General features: G+C 74.2%; 19 protein-coding genes. 9 read left to right on the top strand and 10 right to left on the bottom strand.

Annotated elements, in window-relative coordinates; genetic code table 11:
* Window positions 1-65: 65 nt before the first annotated feature.
* The gene (locus ACFYYJ_RS29645; protein WP_385122812.1) at window positions 66-791 is read left to right on the top strand and encodes a hypothetical protein; all 726 of its coding nucleotides are present in this window, start codon (window positions 66-68) and stop codon (window positions 789-791) included.
* A 9-nt stretch (window positions 792-800) separates the two neighbouring features.
* Here ACFYYJ_RS29645 and cpt read toward each other — a convergent pair whose 3' ends face one another.
* Window positions 801-1,322: a chloramphenicol phosphotransferase CPT gene (gene cpt, locus ACFYYJ_RS29650; protein ID WP_385122809.1), complete on the bottom strand. Its 522-nt coding sequence runs from the start codon at window positions 1,320-1,322 to the stop codon at window positions 801-803.
* Window positions 1,323-1,376: 54 nt separating this feature from the next.
* Here cpt and ACFYYJ_RS29655 point away from each other — a divergent pair, with 54 nt between their 5' ends.
* Window positions 1,377-2,021 (top strand): GNAT family N-acetyltransferase, encoded by a 645-nt coding sequence (locus ACFYYJ_RS29655; RefSeq protein WP_389137013.1) that lies wholly within the window; start codon window positions 1,377-1,379, stop codon window positions 2,019-2,021.
* On the opposite strand, the gene ACFYYJ_RS29660 is transcribed toward ACFYYJ_RS29655, so the two are convergent.
* On the bottom strand, window positions 1,988-2,992 hold the full coding sequence (locus tag ACFYYJ_RS29660) for a helix-turn-helix transcriptional regulator (RefSeq protein WP_385122804.1): 1,005 nt from the start codon (window positions 2,990-2,992) through the stop codon (window positions 1,988-1,990). The genes ACFYYJ_RS29655 and ACFYYJ_RS29660 overlap by 34 nt on opposite strands.
* A 117-nt stretch (window positions 2,993-3,109) precedes the next feature.
* Here ACFYYJ_RS29660 and ACFYYJ_RS29665 point away from each other — a divergent pair, with 117 nt between their 5' ends.
* Entirely contained in the window at window positions 3,110-3,538 is a 429-nt protein-coding gene (locus ACFYYJ_RS29665; RefSeq protein WP_385365427.1) for a DUF3224 domain-containing protein, read from the top strand.
* A 13-nt stretch (window positions 3,539-3,551) separates the two neighbouring features.
* On the opposite strand, the gene ACFYYJ_RS29670 is transcribed toward ACFYYJ_RS29665, so the two are convergent.
* Window positions 3,552-4,607: an aldo/keto reductase gene (locus ACFYYJ_RS29670; protein WP_389137017.1), complete on the bottom strand. Its 1,056-nt coding sequence runs from the start codon at window positions 4,605-4,607 to the stop codon at window positions 3,552-3,554.
* Window positions 4,608-4,703: 96 nt separating this feature from the next.
* Between ACFYYJ_RS29670 and ACFYYJ_RS29675 the strand changes: the two genes are divergently transcribed.
* Window positions 4,704-5,348, top strand: a complete 645-nt coding sequence (locus ACFYYJ_RS29675; protein WP_389137019.1) for a TetR/AcrR family transcriptional regulator — start codon at window positions 4,704-4,706, stop codon at window positions 5,346-5,348.
* Here ACFYYJ_RS29675 and ACFYYJ_RS29680 read toward each other — a convergent pair.
* Both ACFYYJ_RS29680 and ACFYYJ_RS29685 read right to left on the bottom strand, forming a co-directional pair.
* Window positions 5,323-6,276, bottom strand: a complete 954-nt coding sequence (locus ACFYYJ_RS29680; RefSeq protein ID WP_385122793.1) for an MASE1 domain-containing protein — start codon at window positions 6,274-6,276, stop codon at window positions 5,323-5,325. The two genes, ACFYYJ_RS29675 and ACFYYJ_RS29680, sit on opposite strands and share 26 nt — an antisense overlap.
* 66 nt (window positions 6,277-6,342) lie before the next feature.
* Window positions 6,343-7,185 (bottom strand): PP2C family protein-serine/threonine phosphatase, encoded by an 843-nt coding sequence (locus ACFYYJ_RS29685; protein WP_385122790.1) that lies wholly within the window; start codon window positions 7,183-7,185, stop codon window positions 6,343-6,345.
* A gap of 130 nt (window positions 7,186-7,315) precedes the next feature.
* Here ACFYYJ_RS29685 and ACFYYJ_RS29690 point away from each other — a divergent pair, with 130 nt between their 5' ends.
* Both ACFYYJ_RS29690 and ACFYYJ_RS29695 read left to right on the top strand, forming a co-directional pair.
* Entirely contained in the window at window positions 7,316-8,101 is a 786-nt protein-coding gene (locus ACFYYJ_RS29690; RefSeq protein WP_389137024.1) for an MBL fold metallo-hydrolase, read from the top strand.
* A 91-nt stretch (window positions 8,102-8,192) separates the two neighbouring features.
* Window positions 8,193-8,624 (top strand): VOC family protein, encoded by a 432-nt coding sequence (locus tag ACFYYJ_RS29695; protein WP_385366495.1) that lies wholly within the window; start codon window positions 8,193-8,195, stop codon window positions 8,622-8,624.
* Here the strand turns inward: ACFYYJ_RS29695 and ACFYYJ_RS29700 are convergent.
* A complete protein-coding gene (locus ACFYYJ_RS29700; protein WP_389137089.1) occupies window positions 8,554-10,008 on the bottom strand; it encodes a sensor histidine kinase in 1,455 nt (484 codons plus the stop codon). The two genes, ACFYYJ_RS29695 and ACFYYJ_RS29700, sit on opposite strands and share 71 nt — an antisense overlap.
* Window positions 10,009-10,066: 58 nt before the next feature.
* Window positions 10,067-10,744, bottom strand: a complete 678-nt coding sequence (locus ACFYYJ_RS29705) for a response regulator transcription factor (RefSeq protein WP_385122782.1) — start codon at window positions 10,742-10,744, stop codon at window positions 10,067-10,069.
* Window positions 10,745-10,880: 136 nt separating this feature from the next.
* Here ACFYYJ_RS29705 and ACFYYJ_RS29710 point away from each other — a divergent pair, with 136 nt between their 5' ends.
* From ACFYYJ_RS29710 to ACFYYJ_RS29720, 3 genes are all read left to right on the top strand, one after another.
* Complete coding sequence (locus ACFYYJ_RS29710) at window positions 10,881-11,501, top strand: hypothetical protein (RefSeq protein ID WP_389137027.1); 621 nt, start codon at window positions 10,881-10,883, stop codon at window positions 11,499-11,501.
* A 186-nt stretch (window positions 11,502-11,687) separates the two neighbouring features.
* Complete coding sequence (locus tag ACFYYJ_RS29715) at window positions 11,688-12,524, top strand: hypothetical protein (protein ID WP_389137030.1); 837 nt, start codon at window positions 11,688-11,690, stop codon at window positions 12,522-12,524.
* 90 nt (window positions 12,525-12,614) lie between these two features.
* Window positions 12,615-13,226 (top strand): dihydrofolate reductase family protein, encoded by a 612-nt coding sequence (locus ACFYYJ_RS29720; protein WP_389137032.1) that lies wholly within the window; start codon window positions 12,615-12,617, stop codon window positions 13,224-13,226.
* A 4-nt stretch (window positions 13,227-13,230) separates the two neighbouring features.
* Here ACFYYJ_RS29720 and ACFYYJ_RS29725 read toward each other — a convergent pair whose 3' ends face one another.
* From ACFYYJ_RS29725 to ACFYYJ_RS29735, 3 genes are all read right to left on the bottom strand, one after another.
* Window positions 13,231-14,481 carry an FAD-dependent monooxygenase gene (locus tag ACFYYJ_RS29725; protein ID WP_389137035.1) on the bottom strand — a complete coding sequence of 417 codons (1,251 nt, stop codon included), beginning with the start codon at window positions 14,479-14,481 and terminating at the stop codon, window positions 13,231-13,233.
* Window positions 14,482-14,652: 171 nt separating this feature from the next.
* The gene (locus ACFYYJ_RS29730) at window positions 14,653-15,969 is read right to left on the bottom strand and encodes an LCP family protein (protein WP_389137038.1); all 1,317 of its coding nucleotides are present in this window, start codon (window positions 15,967-15,969) and stop codon (window positions 14,653-14,655) included.
* Window positions 15,970-16,072: 103 nt separating this feature from the next.
* Window positions 16,073-17,677: a N,N-dimethylformamidase beta subunit family domain-containing protein gene (locus tag ACFYYJ_RS29735; RefSeq protein WP_389137041.1), complete on the bottom strand. Its 1,605-nt coding sequence runs from the start codon at window positions 17,675-17,677 to the stop codon at window positions 16,073-16,075.
* Window positions 17,678-17,827: the final 150 nt, after the last annotated feature.

Consider the following 17,827-nt stretch of genomic DNA (forward strand, 5'->3'; position numbering starts at 1 on the left):
GACGATCACGCCGGCGGCCCGTGTGACGATGTCCCGTCGGCACAACCGCACCTCATGGGGGGACCATGCGCACCCGCACCACCACCGCCACGACCGGCCTCGTTGCCGCGCTCGCAACGATGCTGATCCTGGGCGGGTGCACCGCTCCGGGCGGGGGCCGGAACGGGGCGGCGACCACCCCGGCCTCCGCTTCCGCGCACGCGCCCGCACCCGCGCCCGCTCCGGGCGGCGCCTTCGAGGGGCCCCGGCCCCAGGACCAGAACCTCCTCGCCTGGACGGGCGACCCCAATGACGCGGGGCACGTCACCGCCCAGTCGGCGGCGGGGGTGGGCGGGCGGGTCACCCTGGTACGGATCGTCCTGCGCGAGCAGATCACCTGGTCGAACATCTGGCTCGGGCTGGCCGGCATCGACCCGAACGCCCAGCTCGCCAACTGCCACCTCGGTGTGTACGACGCCGGCGGCACACTGGTCGGGACCACCGAGGACATCTCGCCGCAGCTGATGACCGACGCGATCGCCAAGCCCTTCGCCCTTTCCAAGCCGTTCACGGCCGCCCCCGGGACCTACTTCATCGCCTTGCTGCTCAACGGCAATTGGGCCACGAACGTGCTCACCCTCAAGGCCACGGGCGCGGGCATCTCGGTCAACGCGGGCCTGGCGCCCCCGCAGCTCCGCTACAGCACGGTCCTGACCGGCCAGACCTCGCTGCCGCGCACGGTGAACCTCGCGGAACAGTCCACGAGCACCATCAACACGGGCTGGGCCAGCCAGTGGTACGCCATCTCCTGAACCGTCCGGTCAGCGGAGGTGGGCGGCGATGGCGCGGGCGCAGAGCAGCGACTCGGTGTGCGTCGTGTCCACCTCCACGTCGTAGGCGACGCCCTCGTGGACCAGGTCCGCCTGCGCCGCGGCCATCCCGCGTACCCGGTCTCCCCGGGCGATCTCGCGGCCCTCTGCGACGGCGCTCTCGCACCTGACGCCCACCCAGAGCACTTCCAGGTCCCCGAGGGCCTTCCGCCAACGCTCCTGGGAGGCCGCCCGGCCGAGGAAGACGTCGTCGATGACGATCCTGGCTCCGGCCCGGGCCATCGCGACGACGCCCTCCGTCCACGCCTCCTCCAGCGCCCGGAACTCCCCGCCGACGCTCACCCCGCCGTCCGCGTCGAAGGTGATCCCGTCGTCCGACGCCCGCATCCGCGCGGGCAGCGCGTCGACGAACGAGTCGCACCCGAACGCCAGCCATGGATCGGGCAGTTCGGCCTGGAGGCAGCGCACGATGCCGGACTTGCCGGAGCTGGAACCACCGTTGAGAATGATCATCCGAGTCGTCACCGCGCCACAGTAGGGCGCACGCGAGTCGAGGGGGGCTGGATTTTGGAGACCGAACGGTGGTGGGTCGAGGGCTGGGCCGTGGCCCGGGGGATGCCCGCGCCGGTGGACGTGCCCTGGGGCCTGCGGGTCGAGACGGGACGGCCGACCGAGACGGTCCGTCACGTCCTGCTCGACGCCGATGCCGCCACCGCCCGGGCGCTCATCGGCACGATCACCGAACCCACCACGTGCGTCAAGGCGTTCCTCCCGGCGGCCGAGATGGATCCGTGGTTCTCGTCCGCGTGGGAGCCGGTCGACCCCTGCTTCCTGATGGCCGTCGATCTGCGACCGTCGCGCGTGCGGGCCCCGGAGGGGTACGAGGTCACCGTCGAGACCGTCGGGGGCGTCACCCACGTGCGCGTCCTGAGCGGCGCGGACGGGGAACTCGCCGCGTGCGGGCGGACCGGTCTGGCCGGCAGCGCCTGCGTCTTCGACCAGATCGTCACCGAACCGGCCCACCAGCGCCGTGGCCTCGGGACGGTGGTGATGGCCGCGCTCACCGGCGCGGCCGTCGGGAGCGGGGCGTCCGTCGGCATCCTGGGCGCGACCGTCCAGGGCCGGGCGCTGTACGAAACGCTCGGCTGGAAGGTCCTTTCGCCCTTGAACGGATTCGTCTACGCACCCGGGGACGCTTCGTCACGGCCGTAACGTCCGGCCAGGACGGCCACCGCCTCGGCGACCGCGTGGCGGAGTTCGGGCGGGCCGAGGACCTCGGCTTCGGGGCCGAGGCGCAGCAGGTCCCCGACCGCGACGGCGTGCGTCTCCACGGGGAGTCGGACGTGGAGCCAGCCCTCAGCGTCGACGGCGTCCGGGCCCGCCGCCTCCGCGTCCGCGAGGGCGCGCACGCCCGCCGAGCCGAAGTGCATGGGCAGCAGTTTCCGGGCGCGCGGGGAGAGGCGCAGGACGGCGGTCTGCCGCAGCAGCGAGCTCTCCAGGCGGCGTGAGCTCTCCTGCCAGTACGCGGCGAGGTCGAAGCCCGCGGGCCGTTCGAAGCCGGCCTCCAGGGTCTCCACGGCCAGGAACCGGCCCACGCGGTAGGTCCGCACCGCCCCCTCGCCCGCCCGGGCCACCAGGTACCAGATGCCGCCCTTCACGACGAGGCCGAGCGGGCTCAGCTCGCGGTGGACCTCGCCGCCCCAGCGGCGGTAGTGCGTGCGCAGGATCCGCTGGTCCCACACCGCCTGGGCGATCCGCGCGAGGTGCGGCACGGGGTCGGCGTCGCGGAACCAGGCCGGGGCGTCCAGGTGGAAGCGGGCCTGGATCCGCCGGGCCCGGGAGGCCAGTTCGGCGGGGAGGGACGCCTGGAGCTTCAGCTGGGCGGCGGCCAGGTCGGCGCCGAGGCCGAGTTCCCGGGCGGGGCCGGGCACGCCGGCGAGGAAGAGGGAGCCGGCCTGGGCGTCGGTGAGGCCGGTGAGCCGGGTGCGGTAGCCGTCCATCAGCCGGTACCCGCCGGCCGGGCCCCGGTCGGCGTGCACGGGGACGCCGGAGGCGCCGAGGGCGTCGATGTCCCGGTAGACGGTACGGACCGACACCTCCAGTTCGGCGGCGAGTTCGGGGGCGGTCATCCGGCCGCGGTTCTGGAGGAGCAGGAGCAGGGAGAGGAGCCGGTCTGCGCGCATGCGTGCCATTGTCCGGGGTACCTGACAGAAGGTGTCAGGTACCCCGGACAGGCTGTTCCCACGCCGGGGGCACCGACCGCCCTCCGGCCGAGGACGCACCGTGCCAGGAGGACCACCATGACCGCACCCACGCCCACGCAGACCGGCGGCCGCTTCACCTTCGCCGATTGGGAGGAACAGCCCGTCGGGGACGAGTCCGCCACCGCGCCGCGGCTCGCCCGCGCCACGGTGACCAACTCCTTCTCCGGCGCGATCGAGGCGCCCGGGACCAGCTGCTCGTACACGATCGCGTACACCGGGGAGACGTCCGGCACCTACACCGGCATGGAGCTCCTGTCGGGCACGGTCGACGGCCGCGCGGGGACGTTCCTCCTGGAGGAGCGGGGCGATTTCGACTCCTCGGGCACCCGCTGCCGCTTCGAGGTGGTCCCGGGCTCGGGCACCGGCGCCCTGACGGGCCTGTCGGGCTCGGGCGGCTTCGACCACCGCCACGGCGAGCAGTCCGTCGCGTACACGTTCACGTACGCCCTGGACGGGTCGCGGTAACCCGCCCCGAGGGCTACGACGCCTCCGCCGCCCGCGGGATCAGCGGGGGGTTGAGGCGGGCGAAGGCCTCCTGGCGTTCGTACGGGAAGTACGGGTACGGGGCCGGCCGGTGGCTCGCGGCGTCGAGGCGGGCAGTCTGCTCGGGTGACAGGGTCCAGCCGGTCGCGCCGATGTTCTGGCGCAGCTGGGCCTCGTCGCGGGCGCCGATGATGACGGAGGCCACCGTGGGGCGTCCCAGCAGCCAGTTGATGGCCACCTGGGGGATGCTCCGACCCGTCTCCCGCGCGACCTCGTCGAGGGCGTCGACCACGTCGTGGAGGTGGCCGTCCTCGACGGGCGGGCCGTAGTCGGCCGTCTCGTGCAGGCGGCTCCCCGCGGGCAGCGGCCTGCCCCGGCGCACCTTGCCCGTCAGGCGGCCCCAGCCGAGGGGACTCCAGACCAGGGCGCCGACCCCCTGGTCGCGGCCGAGGGGCATCAGCTCCCATTCGTAGTCGCGGCCGATGAGGGAGTAGTAGACCTGGTGGGCCGCGTAGCGCGGGAAGCCGTGCTCCTCGGCGGCGGCCAGGGACTTCATCAGCTGCCAGCCCGCGAAGTTGGAGACGCCGACGTGACGGATCTTCCCGGACCGGACGAGGCCGTCCAGCGTGGACAGGACCTCCTCGACGGGGGTGGCGGCGTCGAAGGCGTGCAGTTGGAAGAGGTCGATGCGGTCGGTGCCGAGCCGGCGCAGGGCGTCCTCCGTCGCCCTGATCAGGCGGGGGCCGGAGGTGCCGGCGTCGTCCGGTCCGTCGCCCGTCGGCAGGCCCGCCTTGGTGGACAGCAGCACCTGGTCCCGGCGGCCCTTGATCGCCTGCCCCAGGACCTCCTCCGAGGCGCCCGCCGAGTACACGTCGGCGGTGTCGAACATGGTGATGCCCGCCTCCAGGCAGATGTCCACGAGCCGGCGCGCCTCCCGCGCGTCCGTGGTGCCCCAGGCGCCGAACAGCGGCCCGCGGCCGCCGAAGGTGCCGGCGCCGAAGCTGAGGGCGGGGACTTCGAGGCCGGACGTACCGAGCTGCCTGTATTCCATGGTGGATCCCTCCAGCGAGCGGTAATGGAACCTTGGACCCGTTAAGGTGATCTCAACGTAGCAGGAGATCGACACTAATGGAACCGGAGACCCGTTATGACAGCCAGTGGGGAAGCCGAGCCGGGCAGCGTGCGCCCCGGGGGCCGTACGGCCCGGGTCCGGGCCGCGGTACTGGAGGCGGCCGGGGACACCCTCGCCGAGCAGGGCTTCCACGGACTGGACCTGGCGGAGATCGCCCGCCGCGCCGAGGTGGGCAAGACCACCGTGTACCGCCGCTGGGGAACGGTCACCGGCCTGGTCGCGGACCTGCTGGCGGACATGGCCGAACAGTCCCTGCCGCGCGCCGAGACCGGCTCGCTGCTGGAGGACCTGCGCGCGAACGCCGCCCTCGTGCGACGCACGCTCACCGACCCCCGCCAGGGGGCGCTGTTCAAGGCCGTGATCGCCGCCGCCACGAGCGACGCGAAGACCGCGGAGGCGCTGCACCGCTTCTACGAGGTCCGCGTCGCCGAGTGGGCGCCGTGCGTACGGGAGGCCGTCGAGCGGGGCGAGCTCCCGGAGGGCACCGACGCCGCCGAGGTCGTCCGCGCGGTGTCGGCCCCCCTCTACTACTGCTTCCTGACCTCCGGAGCACCGTTGGACGAGGCCACGGCGGAACGGGCGGCGCGGGCCGCCGTCGCGGCGGCCCGCGCGGGGGTCTTCACGAGCGCGCCCGTCACCGATCGGGTTTCCCACGACTGAGCTGGTCCACGAGTTCGGCGAGGTCCTCACAGACCTGTTCGATCTTCAGGCGGACGTTGTTCTGCTCGGCGACGAGCGCCGACAGCAGCAGGCCCGTCAGGGCCGCGGCCCCGTTGAGGGCCTGGAGGTTGACCATGATCTCGAAGAGGGTGCGGCCGGCGAACGGCCCCTCCCGGTCGATGGCGGCCGAGATCGCCACGACCGAGATGATCAGGGCGCACGGCGCGCTCCCGGCCAGCTGGAAACGTACCGCCGCCCAGATGAGCAGCGGGAACACCAGGAACAGCAGGGACAGCGTGGTCTGGGTGACCAGGAGGGTGACGCCGACCGCCGCCGCCAGCAGCGTCACCGCCTCCGCGACGCGCAGGACGTCGGCGGGCCACCTGAGCGTGGGCAGGACGAGCAGCACCGGGGTGACGATGAGCACCCCCATGGCGTCCCCCGCCCACCAGGCCCACCACGTCGGCCAGAAGTCGGCGGCCGGCAGGTCCCCGGTCACCAACAGCGTCCCGGTCCCGGCGCTCGCGCTGATCAGCATGGGGACGAGGCCGCCCAGGAAGACCAGTGCCAGCCCGTCGCGCAGCCGGTCCAGCTCGGTGCGGAAGCCGACCCGGCGGAGCAGCAGGTACGCGCACAACGGGGCGAGGGTGTTCCCGGCGACGATGCCCAGGCCGGGCGCGTCGAAAGCGGTGATCTGCTGGATCGCGAGGAACGTGCCGAGCGCGATCCCCGGCCAGATCCGGACGCCCAGCCACAGCAGGCAGGCGACGGCGACCCCGGTGGGGGGCCACAGGGGCGTGACGATCGCTCCCTCGACGACCACGCGATGCCGCAGGCCGAGGCGGGCGCTCGCGTAGTAGACGACGGCTACGGCGAGGATCGGCAGGATGACCGCGGGGAAACGTCGCCATGGCTCGATGCGCACCACAGCATCAGACAACAGTCGCCGGGCCCGGGCGGACCGTGACACGCGCGATCGGGGGTCAGGGCCCCGTCATGGCCGGTCGGCGGTCCCGGCCCGCTCCGGCCCGTCATGGCTGAGGACCAGCACCGCGGCGTCGTCGGCGTGCCCGGTGGAATCGGCCACCTTCATCACCTCGGCCGCCAGCTCCTCGGGGTCGGTGCCCGCCCCTTCCCTGACCACGCGCACCACGCGCTCCAGCCCCTCGTCGAGGGGGAACGCCGGGCCTTCGACCACTCCGTCGGTGAGCAGGACGATCGACCCGGCGGCGGCGATCCGGCGGCGGGTGACCGCGTACCCGCCGCCCGGCAGCATGCCCAGCGGCGGTCCTCCGGCGTCCTCGGCGATCCCGCACCGGCCGTCGACCGTGGCCCAGACCGCGGGCACGTGACCGGCCCTGGCGCTTTCGATCTCCCACGTCTCCGGGTCGAAGCGGAGCAGGGTGCAGGTGGCGAACAGCTCCCGGTCCATGGCGAGCAGCACCTCGTTCGCCCTGGTCAACACTTCGCCGGGGTCGTCGACCACGGAGGCCACGGCGCGCAGGCCGATGCGGACCTGCCCCATGAAGGCCGCCGCCTCCACGTCGTGGCCCTGCACGTCGCCGATGGAGAAGGCGAGGGCGCCCTCGGACAGCCGGAAGCCGTCGTACCAGTCGCCGCCTATGTCCAGGCCGTGCCGGGCGGGCGCGTACCGGGCCGCGGCACGCAGTCCCGGTACGACGGGCAGCGAGGACGGCAGCAGCTCGCGCTGCAACGCCTCGGCCAGCTCCACGCGGGCCTGCTGGTGCTCCACCCCTTCCCGGGTCTGCGCCGCGAGCCGCCGCAGGGTGCTCAGCAGCTCGGCGCTGGTCGCCCGCGGTGTCCGCCGCGGGCTCATGGAGCCCTCCGAGGTGCAGGTGAATCCATTCGCCTCTGCTTCCGATCTACGAACAGCCCGCCCCTCATCGTATTTCCGGACGGCCCTCCGCGCGCGTCCCGCCCGGACCGGGCACTCCTAGACTCCCCCGATGACCAGTGATCTTCTCCGTGTGACGGTTCTCGGATCCGCGACGCCCTGTCCCGACGTGGACAACCCCTGCTCCGGCTACCTGGTGTCCGGGGGCGGCACGCGGGTGTGGGTGGACGCGGGCACCGGCACCCTGGCGCGGCTGCGGCGGTACGTGGGCCTCGACGAGCTGGACGCGATATGGATCTCGCACCTGCACGCGGACCACACCGCCGACCTCCTCACCGCCTACTACGGCGCGCTCTACGCGGACGTACGGCTTCCCGCGCCGATCCCGCTGTACGGGCCGCCGGGCATCGCCGACCGGCTGGCGGACTTCCTCACCAACACCGCGACCCGCAGCCCCGTCGAGTCGGCGTTCGCCTTCCACGAGCTGTACGACGGCCACCGGGCACGGGTCGGTGCGCTCACGCTGACCAGCCGGTCCGTGGAGCACGGCATGCCCGCCTTCGCCGTACGGATCGAGGGCGGCGACGGGGGCTCCGGGGACGGGTCCCTGGTGTACTCGGGGGACACCGCCCCCTGCGCCGCGCTGACCGAGCTGGCCCGGGGGTGCGACGTACTGCTGTGCGAGGCCGACAGCGCGGAGCCGCCGGCCGTCGGCGAGCGGGTGCACCACACGCCCGAGGACGCCGGCGACACGGCGCGCGCGGCCCGGGCCGGACGGCTGGTCGTCACGCACGTCGGGCCCTCCCTCACTCCGGAGCGGGCGGTGTCGCGCGCCGCCGCGCGGTACCGGGGGCCCGTGGAGTACGCCGCGCCGGGCGCGGAGTTCGTCGTCCGTTAGGGCGGAGTCGCGTTTTCGGCGTGCGCCGGGGCGGCCTCGTGGGCGACGGTGGGACCGGCCGGACCCGCCGGCGCAGCTGAGGAGGCTCTGCGTGAACTGGACACTCGAAGTGGTCCTGGTGCCCGTCACCGACCTGGACCGGGCGAAGGAGTTCTACGCCGACAAGGTGGGCTTCACGGTCGACCTGGACGCCGAGGTCGCGCCCGGGGTGCGCATCCTCCAGCTGACCCCGCCCGGCTCCCGGTGCTCCATCACGATGGAACGGGGCATGCCGCCGATGCCCGGAACGGAGCCGATGGAGCCGGGGACCCTGCGCGGCCTCCAGCTCTGCGTCACGGACATCGAGGCGGCCCGCGACGAGCTGGTGGCCCGGGGCGTGGACGTGTCGCCCGTCCGGCACATCGGTGACGCCGGGTGGGAGGACGGGAAGGGCGACACCTGGAACTCGTTCCTCACGTTCGCGGATCCGGACGGGAACGGCTGGATCGTGCAGGAGGCCCCTTCGGAGCTGTCCCAGCGCTGATCGCCGACGATGCCGGTGACGGGGTCGGGGTCGGGGTGGGTGCCGGCGGCAGGCGGACGACGAACCGGGCCCCGCGCGGGGAGTCCTCGGCGGTGAGCGTGCCGCCGTGATGCGCGGTCAGGTCGCGGGCGATGGCGAGGCCCAGGCCGGCGCCGCCGTGGTCGCGGCTGCGGGCGTCGTCGAGGCGGGTGAACCGTTCGAAGACCCGTTCCCGGTCCTCCGGCGGGATGCCGGGACCGTCGTCGGTGACCTCCAGCACGGCGCCGTGCACCCCGCCGTGCAGGACGAGCCGGACCTCGCGGTCCGCGAAGCGCTGGGCGTTGTCGAGCAGGTTCGTCACCACCCGGGTGAGCCACAGTTCGCTGCCGCTCACCATCAGCGGCGGCGCCGGCTCCGACCGTACGGGGACGCGGTCCCCCAGGCGCGCGTCGACGGCGGCCCCGACCAGTGCGGTCAGGTCGAGCGGGACGGCCGCCACGGGCTGGGCCGCGTCGATGCGGGCGAGCAGGAGCAGGTCGGCGGCGAGTTGCTGGAGGCGCTCGGTGTCCTCCAGCGCGCCGCCGATCAGCTCGGGCCACAGCTCCGGGTCCCGGACCGCGAGGGCCACTTCCAACTGGGTGCGCAGCACGGTGATGGGGCTGCGCAGTTCGTGCGAGGCGTCGGCGATGAACTGGCGCTGGCGGACGCCCGAGGCCTCCAGCCGGTCCAGGGTGGTGTTCATGGTCTGCGCGAGCCGGGCGACCTCGTCGCGGGTGTCCGGTACGGGGACCCGGCGGTGCAGGTCCCGGTCGGTGATGGCGGCCACCTCGGCGCGGATGGCCTCGACCGGGCGGAGGGCGCGGCCGGTGACCCGCCAGGTGACGAGCCCGACGGTGAGCAGGAGCAGCGGCACGCCGAAGGCGAGCGCGGCCGTGGTGGTGTCGTCGGCGGCGTCGACGTCGCGCAGGGAGGCGCCCGCGTAGACGGTGATGATCCCGTCGGCGGTGTCGGTGGTGACCTGGACGACCTGCTGGCGGTGTTCGACGCCGAGCGGGCGGCCCTTCCAGGCGCGCACGCGCCTGCCGGGGACCGGGGGTTCGCCGGGGCCGATCGGCGGTACCCCGGCCAGGTTGGGGGTGGCCAGCACGACGCGGCCGTCGGCTCCGACGACCTGGACGAAGTCGACTCCGTGGCCGAGCGGCCGCACCCGGTCGAGGTTGCCGGCGGCCGCGAGCCGGGCCACGCTCTGGGCCTGCCGGAGCGCGTCCTCCTCGGCGCCGCGGACCAGGTTGGCCTCCAGCAGCCCGAGCAGGACGTACGAGGCCAGCGTCAGGGCCAGGGCGACCACGGCGACGGCGCCCGCGGTGGCCCGGGCGCGGACGGTCGCGGGCCACAGGCGGCGCAGCCCGGGCAGCCGACGCAGGCGGTGGAGGCCGCGGAGGCGGCGGCGCGGGGCCGCGGGCTCAGCCACCGTCGGCCGCCAGCCGGTAGCCGGCGCCGCGCACGGTCTCCAGCGCGGCCCGCCCGAACGGAGCGTCGATCTTGCGGCGCACGGCGCTGATGTGGACCTCGACGACGTTGGGGTCGCCGTCGAAGGCGCTGTCCCAGACCTGTTCGAGTATCTCCCGCTTCGGGATCACCTCGCCGGGGCGCCGGGCGAGGTATTCGAGCACGGCGAACTCGCGCGCCGTCAGGCGGATCAGGGTGTCACCGCGGGAGCACAGGTGACGGGCGGGGTCGAGGAGCAGGTCCCCGAAGCGCATGGTCTGCGGGCCGCGGCGGCCGGTGCGCCGGCCGAGCGCCCGGAGGCGGGCGACGAGGACGAGGTAGGAGAACGGCTTCGAGAGGAAGTCGTCGGCGCCCGTGTCGAGGGCCTCCGCCTCGTCGTACTCGCCGTCCTTGGCGGTGAGCATGAGGATGCCCGATTCGACGCCGGCTGCGCGCAGCCGGGCGCAGACCCGGTAGCCGTTGAGACCGGGCAGCATGATGTCGAGCACGACGACGTCGTAATCGTGCTCGGTGGCCATCCACAGCCCTTGCGGGCCGTCGTGGGCCAGGTCCACCGTGAATCCCTCGGCTTGCAGCCCCCGCTGCAGGGCCACGGCGAGCCGCCGTTCGTCTTCCACCACCAGTACGCGCATGGCGCCCAGGGTCTCAGGCCGCGCGGGCGCCAGGCTGAAGGGGTCTTCAGGAGGCTTCAGGTGGGCTTCAGGTTTCCTTGCGCATGCTCTGGGCGAGCAGCCGGGCGGAGTGCCCGGGGTCATGAGGAGCACCCGTATGTCTGAGTCTTTCCCCACGCCGCCGGAGCAGCAGCCGCACCCGGAGCCCGAGCAGACGGCGCAGTTCGAGCAGCCGGCCGCGGAACCCGCGAAGTCCGCCGGTGCCGGACGCCTCGTTCCGCGCGGCAAGGGCGCCCGCTGGGCGGCGATCGGCGCGGCCGTGGTGCTCGTGGGCGGCGGGACGGCCGCGCTGACGGCGCTGGCCGTGTCCGGCCACCACCGCGACGGCCACCCGGTCCGGTTCGAGGTCCGCGAGGGCGGTCCGCAGGGCCCGCACGCGGTCGGTCCCGAGGGGATGGGCAAGGGCGGCCGGCACGAGGGCATGGGCAAGCGCGGCGAATGGCTGCCCGGCGGGCCCGGGGAGCACGGTGCCGGGGGCCCGAAGAAGGCGGCTCCCGCGCCGCTGCCGCTGCCGTCGCTTGCGATCGGCGAGGCGGTGGAGAAGGCCGCGGCGGCCGTGACCGGCGGCAAGGTCGAGGGCATCCGGGTGGTCGGCCAGGAGGGCGGCGGCAGCGCGTGGCGGGCCGTGGTGGTCGGTCCGGACGGCGTCCGGCACGCCGTCACGGTGTCCGGCACGGACGGCGCGATCACGGGCAACGTGGTCCTGTCCGGCCGCTGAGGCTCACGGGGCTGCGGAACCGGGTCGGCGGACCCGGGCCGCAGCCCCGAGGCGGAGGAACCGGGACGGCGGACCCGAGGCGGCGGCGTCGGGACGACGGACCCGAAGGGGCGGCGGGCCCCGAAGGGGCGGCGGGCCCGCCGGCCGGGGCGGTGGGTGTGCTGCCGGCTGAAGTAGCGTTCGGTCATGAGCACGCCCCCGCCGTCCCAACAGCCCCCCGGCCCGTACGGGCCCCCGCAGCCCCCGAGTCCGTACGGCGGAGGGCAGTACCCGCAGCAGCCGTTCCCGCAGCAGTACCCGCCGCAGCCCTATCCGCCGCAGCCGTTCCCGCAGCAGCCCTACCCCGGCCAAGGCCCCTGGGGGCAGCCGCCGATGGGGCCGCCGCCGCGCAAGAACCGCGCCGGCCTGGTGGTCGGGATCGTCATCGGCTCGCTGGTCGTGCTCGGCGTCCTCGGGTTCGCGTTGAACCGGGTCTCGACGGCGAGCGGATCCGGTTTCCCCAAGGCCGAATACCGGCTCACGCTGCCGAAGACCCTGTTGGGGGGCAAGTTCGAACTGGCCCAGGACCTGTCGCAGAAGGGCGAGGAAGGGCTGAAGGACACGTATTCGTCCACGCTCCGCGACCCCCACGCCGTTGTCGGCCGGTACACGTCCGACTCTCCGCAAGGGCTGACGGTCCTCGCCGTTTCGGGAATGTACGGCCAGTCGAAGGACCCCGCGGCAAGCCGCAGGAAGATGCTGCACGGCGCCGCGAACGCCGACGGCGCGACCCTGGCGGTCCCCGCCCGGGACATCACTCCCGCCGGTTCGGGCATCACCGTGTCCTGCCAGGTCCTGACTTCGAAGCAGGACGGTGCCACGGTCACCATGCCCATGTGCGCCTGGGCTGACGGCAACACCCAGGCCGTGGTCGCCATCGTCAGGCCGGAGGGTCCGCAACCGGCCCCCAAGTCCGTCGACCTCGCCAAGCTGGCCGATACCACCCTTCAGGTACGCGCGGAGGCCCGTCAGCCGATCGGCTGACCGGGCGCGCCGCCGTCCGGTCCGATCGGCGGCAGCGTCTACTGGGGGCGTCAGGCGACAACACGACGGCACCTGTGGAGGACGGCCGGCATGCGGAAGATCGCGGCACAGCTCTTCATCTCGCTCGACGGCGTCGTGGAGGCGCCCGACCAGTGGCACTTCCCGTACTTCAACGAGGAGATGGGGGCGGCCGTGGACGCCACCCTCGGCTCGGCCGACACGCTGCTCCTCGGCCGCAAGACCTATGAGAGCTTCGCGGGGGCCTGGCCCGGTCGGGAGGCCGCGGGTGGTGAGGACGCCCCCTTCGCCAAGGTCCTCGGCGACGCGAGGAAGATCGTCGTGTCGAACCGGCCGCTCGACCCGGGCTGGCGCAACTCCGAGCGCGTCGAGGGCGATCTGGCCGGGGCGGTCACGGCCCTGAAGAACGAGCCGGGCACCGATCGCGTCTGGATCAGCGGCTCGGTCTCCGTGGTCCGTCAACTGATGGCCGCGGGACTGCTGGACGTACTGAACCTGCTGGTGCACCCGATCGCCGTCCGCAAGGGCCTGCGGCTCTTCGAGGAGGGCGAGGCCACCGTCCCGATGACGCTGCTCTCGTGCGAGGCGTTCCGGACGGGTGTCCTGAACCTGTTCTACTCCCCGACGGCCGGGGCCGGCCACGGCACGTACGAGGACGCCAAGACCCACCTCCCCCGGCACTGACCGCTCAGGGGGCCGGCGCCATGGCCTGGCCGCCGATCCCCGCGGCGCCCCCGAGCTGCCCCTGCCACCAGGCTTCGGCCTCGCCGCGGCCCATCGCGGCCCAGTCGGGGGTCCGCTCGACCTGGGCGCGGCCCAGGCGGCGGGCCAGCGCCACCAGTTCGCGCCCGGCCGCGCCCCGCGCCTCCTGGTAGGCGTGCAGCAGCTCGTCCCACGAGGCGGCGGCGCTCCAGGCGGATGCGAAGGCGGCCGCGTCCTGCAGCGCCTTGGCCGCCCCGCTGGTGTTGTGCGGCCGCACGACGGTGGCGGCGTCGCCGGCGAGGAGGAGGCGTCCGGCGGTGGTCCGGGCGGTCTCCAGGTCGTAGATCGGCTGGACGAAGGTGTCCTCCGGCGGGGTCAGCGCGAGCAGCCGGGCCCAGTACGGAGGGAACTCCCGGGCGAGCAACTCGGCGAGGCCGTCCGCGAGTTCGGTGGTCAGCCGGCCCGGGGGGAAGCTCGTCGGGTCGTCGAGGCGCAGGTTCCCGGACCGCGGCGGCACGGCGTAGAGCACCCAGTTCACGCGGGTGCCGTCCGGGCCGGGGATGCGGTAGACGACGCAACTGCCGCCGGGGAAGCACACGGTGGTCACGGCGTCTGAGGGCCAGACGTCGGCGTCGCCGAGTCCGTCCAGCAGTCGGGCGTCGAAGTTCCCGCGCCAGCAGACGTATCCGGCGTAGTGCGGCCGGGAGCCGGGGCAGACCGCGTCACGGACCACCGAACGGTACCCGTCGGCGCCGACGACGAGGTCGTGCCGTTCAAGGTCTCCCGTGGCGTCGGCGGGGCCCGAGAGCACCAACTCGGCCCGCCCGCCGGCACCGGCACCGTCCCGGGCGACGGAGGTCACCGTGACGCCCTGCCGGTAGACGACGGAGGCGGGCGTCGCCTCGCGCAGCCCGCGCCACAACAGGCCCCAGTGGTAGGAGTGGAAGGGGAACGGCTGTTCCCAGAACAGCTTCCCGGCGGGCGACCCCGAGCCGTCCCGCACCACCCACCGGCGGCGGGTCAGCCGGTGGGTGGGGATCCCGGCGGGCAGTGTGCCCATCGCGGCGAGTTCGGAGGCCCGTTCGTCGTGGACGCACAGGCCCACCCCGCGGTCGGCCATCCGCCCGCCGGTGCGTTCGAAGACCACCACGCGCTCCGCGCCGGCCCGCGCGGCCGCCGAGGCGAACGCGCAGCCCGCGATGGACCCGCCGACCACTGCCACCGTTCCGCCCCGCATGCCCGCTCCTTCGTCCCGTCCCGCGCCGCCGATCCGCCGCTCCCATGCTGTCCGCCCGGCGGCGGGGAACGCGAGGACCGGCCGGAGTATGGCGTCCGATCGGGTGTATCAGGCCGGGAATCGACGGTGCGCCGGGCTCGGATGGCGCGCCGGCTCGGATGGTGCGCCGGCTCAGTCGTCGACCGGGCCCGTCCCGGCCCGCCGGGCGCGGGAGCCCAGGCAACCGAGCCGGTCGCCGGTGGTCGGGGCGCCGTCGAGGGTGTTCCGGTCGTACGTCACGGTCTTGACGCCGACGGACCGGGTGCCGACGGCGACGTCGAAGTACGCGTCGTGGCCCGGGACGACCTGCCGCCGGGCCCCGGGCAGTGCCGCGGCCAGCGTCGCCGCGTCGTCCTCCAGCCCGGGGGCGTAGCGGATCACCGGGGGGCCCGCCGGGCGTCGGGCGGGGGCCGACGCCGAGGTGTCGGTGACGGCGAATCCGGCGGCCCGCAGGGCCGTGGCCACGCCGGCGTCGTCCACACGGACCTTGACGCCGGCGGGGTTGGTGCGCGCCGGGGTCTCGGGTACGGGCTGGATCCGGGTGTCGCCCGTGATCCGCCGGTCCTGCGCCAGCGCCTCCCACAGGGCGCGGGAGCGCTCCTCGTCCCAGACGAGGGTGGATCCCACACCGGGCACCCGGTTGTCGAACAGCCTGATCGGGACGGTGGCGAACTCGGTCCGTTCCGGACTCAGCCTGCCCGCCGCCATGCCGAGGCGGACCAGGTCGGCGACGCTCGTGCCCTCGTCGGTGCGCACGGACCGGAGCAGGGTCCGTACGGTGTCGGCGGTCGCCACCGGGTCGGCGAGGGCGCCCTCGACGGTGAGGCGGCTCAGCAGGTCCGAAACCGTGCGCTGTTGGCGCCGGACCCGGCCGAGATCGCCGGGGCGTTCGACGTGCCGGGCGCGGACGTAGCGCAGCGCGATCCGGCCGCTGGCGTTGTGGATGCCGGGGGTCAGGTCGAGTCCGGAGTTCTCGTCCCGGAGGTGCTTGTCGGTGCAGAGGGTCGCTCCGCCCAGGCCGTTGACCGCCTGCTCGAAGCCGGCGAAGCCGGTTTCGAGGTAGTGGTCGACGTGCAGGCCGGTGACCTTCTCGACGGTCTTGACCGTCAGGGGCCCGCCGCCCCGTTTGAACGCGCCGTTGATCTTGCCGCGGACACCGGTCCCGTCGGCGTACTCGACGTACGAGTCGCGCGGGATGGACACCACGCTCGCCCGGCGGCCGTCCTGCGACAGGTGCACCAGCATCATGACGTCGGTGCAGTTGCACCCGGCGCCGCCCACGTGCAGCCGGTCCTTCTCCGCTTTGGACAGCCCTTCCCGGCTGTCGATGCCGACGACGAGGACGTTCGTCCCCCGGCCGGCGGCGGAACCGGCGGCGGGCGGGCCGGCCCAGGCGGCACCGGAGACCAGCGTGGTGAGGAGGGTCAGGGCGGTGGCGAGACGGAGCATCGGACACTCCAGGGAAGCCGGGTCCGACGCGTCGACGTGTCGCCGGTCGGATGGTCGGATGGTCGGAGGCCGACGCTAGCGACTGCGGAGCAGGGTGTTCCGGTTACACGCCGGAGGCTGGTCTTGTCGGGGTACCGTCCGGACCGTAGTGGAGGGACACGTTGTCCAGCGCGGGTCGCCCGCTCCCCGCGGGGCCGGCGGCGAAGGCGCGCAGGACGTTCTCGGTGACGGCGCGCGTGAACCTTCCGGTGCCGGCGTCCAGTCCGTGCTTCACCGTGGCGCCGGCCTGACCCGCCTCCAGGGATTCCACCCAGCGCATCGTGCCCGTCGCGAAGAGGCCCGCGCCGGAGGGCAGCGAGGCGTAGACGGTGTCCGCGTACGTGTTCCGCCCTTTGTGGACGACCGGCGAGTGGGCCAGGATCTCGACGGGCCGGGGCGTGGGGTACCTCAGGTCGATCCGGTCGAACTCGACGCCGACGAGGTGGCGGAAGGACTCCCCCGCGGCCGCCCCGGTGCCCGCGAACAGCCAGTGCTCGGGCCGGGTCACCACGAGGGGCGCGTCGACCGGATAGCCGTCGTAGATGACGCCCAGCAGGCTGCTCTCGGGCTCGGGGGACGGCCGGCGCCGGTAGTCGTTCGTGGGCGGCAGGCCGCGCCGGTACCCGGGGTCCAGGGCGTAGTCGTCCTTGTAGCAGACGACGGTCCGGTCGGCTCCCACGACGGATTCCTGGAGGCGGACGCGCCGGTAGCAGCAGTTCGCCCCGAACACGGCCAGGTTCGTGCCCGCGTCCCGGGCCTCGGTCACGTTCGCGCGCTGCTCGGGGCTCCAGTACTCGTCGTGGCCGGGCGAGACGAGGGCCACGGCCCCCCGCAGCAGTGCCCGGTCCCGGGCCACGTCGATCCCGGTGGCGTAGGCGAGCGGCATCCCGATCCGCTCCGCCAGGGCGAGCAGCGGTGCCTCGTAGGTGAGGAACTGGCCCGCGCCCCGGGCGTTCGTGTAGGGCCGGTCGAAGGTGACCGCGAGGGAGCGCGAGCCCGACGTGCCGGTGGCGCCCGTGTACAGGTCGGCGCCGCCCCAGCGGTTGTACGCCTGCCAGGTGCCGACGGCATTGACGAAGAGCATCCGGCCGGCGGCCGAGGCGGAGCGCACGGTGACGGGGACGTAGCGCTGCGCCCGCTCGCCGTCGGCGGTGTCCAGTCGCAGCAGGTAGTTCCCCTCCGGCCAGCCGGTGGTGTCGGCCCAGGTGGTCCGCCGCCATTCGGCTCGGGCGCTCCTCGTGGCCGGATCGACCCGCCCGGCGGGCTGGAGCACCCCGGGCAGCGTGGGCGAGCGCCACACCAGGCGGGCGCGGGCACCGCCGTACCAGCCCATGCGGTAGGCGGAGACGGTGTAGGAGGGCGCCTTCGTCGACACCCTCAGGCCGAGGGGCTCGCCCGGGAGGACGGAGGTGCGGTCGGCGTAGCCCTCGATCGCGCGGGCCTTGCCGACGTGGGTGATCCTCCAGTCCGGGTCGCCGGGGCGCCCGTTCTCGGCCGCCACGTCGAAAGGCGGGGGCACGGCCTCCGCTACGGGCGCCGGCGCGGCGGCCGCGGTCAGTGGTGCCGATACGACGAGGCCGGCCGCGAGCCCGAGCACCTGCCGGCGGGCCGGGCCCGCGCGGTGCGCGGGAGCCGTCGGCCCGGAGCCCTCGGTCCGTCCCATGGCCATGCCTCGCCTCCAGGCCGGCTCCGGGCGAGCCGGGCCCGGTCACCGTACGGCACACCGGTCCGGCCCCTCGGGCAACGACGGGCGGCGGCGTGTCCCGGAGCGCCCCGGCATGCCACGACGCGGGCCGGTCGTCCCGGCCGAATGGTCCCC

It is taken from the genome of Streptomyces sp. NPDC002467 (assembly GCF_042889825.1).
Taxonomy (GTDB): Bacteria; Actinomycetota; Actinomycetes; order Streptomycetales; family Streptomycetaceae; genus Streptomyces.

Coding starts and splice junctions, on each gene's coding strand:
- ACFYYJ_RS29715 (WP_389137030.1), top strand. CDS start 11,688: ATGAGCACGCCCCCGCCGTCCCAACAGCCCCCCGGCCCGTACGGGCCC.
- ACFYYJ_RS29660 (WP_385122804.1), bottom strand. CDS start 2,992: ATGCGCGCAGACCGGCTCCTCTCCCTGCTCCTGCTCCTCCAGAACCGC.
- ACFYYJ_RS29690 (WP_389137024.1), top strand. CDS start 7,316: ATGACCAGTGATCTTCTCCGTGTGACGGTTCTCGGATCCGCGACGCCC.
- ACFYYJ_RS29710 (WP_389137027.1), top strand. CDS start 10,881: ATGTCTGAGTCTTTCCCCACGCCGCCGGAGCAGCAGCCGCACCCGGAG.
- ACFYYJ_RS29730 (WP_389137038.1), bottom strand. CDS start 15,969: ATGCTCCGTCTCGCCACCGCCCTGACCCTCCTCACCACGCTGGTCTCC.
- ACFYYJ_RS29735 (WP_389137041.1), bottom strand. CDS start 17,677: ATGGCCATGGGACGGACCGAGGGCTCCGGGCCGACGGCTCCCGCGCAC.
- cpt (WP_385122809.1), bottom strand. CDS start 1,322: ATGATCATTCTCAACGGTGGTTCCAGCTCCGGCAAGTCCGGCATCGTG.
- ACFYYJ_RS29665 (WP_385365427.1), top strand. CDS start 3,110: ATGACCGCACCCACGCCCACGCAGACCGGCGGCCGCTTCACCTTCGCC.
- ACFYYJ_RS29675 (WP_389137019.1), top strand. CDS start 4,704: ATGACAGCCAGTGGGGAAGCCGAGCCGGGCAGCGTGCGCCCCGGGGGC.
- ACFYYJ_RS29645 (WP_385122812.1), top strand. CDS start 66: ATGCGCACCCGCACCACCACCGCCACGACCGGCCTCGTTGCCGCGCTC.
- ACFYYJ_RS29720 (WP_389137032.1), top strand. CDS start 12,615: ATGCGGAAGATCGCGGCACAGCTCTTCATCTCGCTCGACGGCGTCGTG.
- ACFYYJ_RS29705 (WP_385122782.1), bottom strand. CDS start 10,744: ATGCGCGTACTGGTGGTGGAAGACGAACGGCGGCTCGCCGTGGCCCTG.
- ACFYYJ_RS29725 (WP_389137035.1), bottom strand. CDS start 14,481: ATGCGGGGCGGAACGGTGGCAGTGGTCGGCGGGTCCATCGCGGGCTGC.
- ACFYYJ_RS29685 (WP_385122790.1), bottom strand. CDS start 7,185: ATGAGCCCGCGGCGGACACCGCGGGCGACCAGCGCCGAGCTGCTGAGC.
- ACFYYJ_RS29670 (WP_389137017.1), bottom strand. CDS start 4,607: ATGGAATACAGGCAGCTCGGTACGTCCGGCCTCGAAGTCCCCGCCCTC.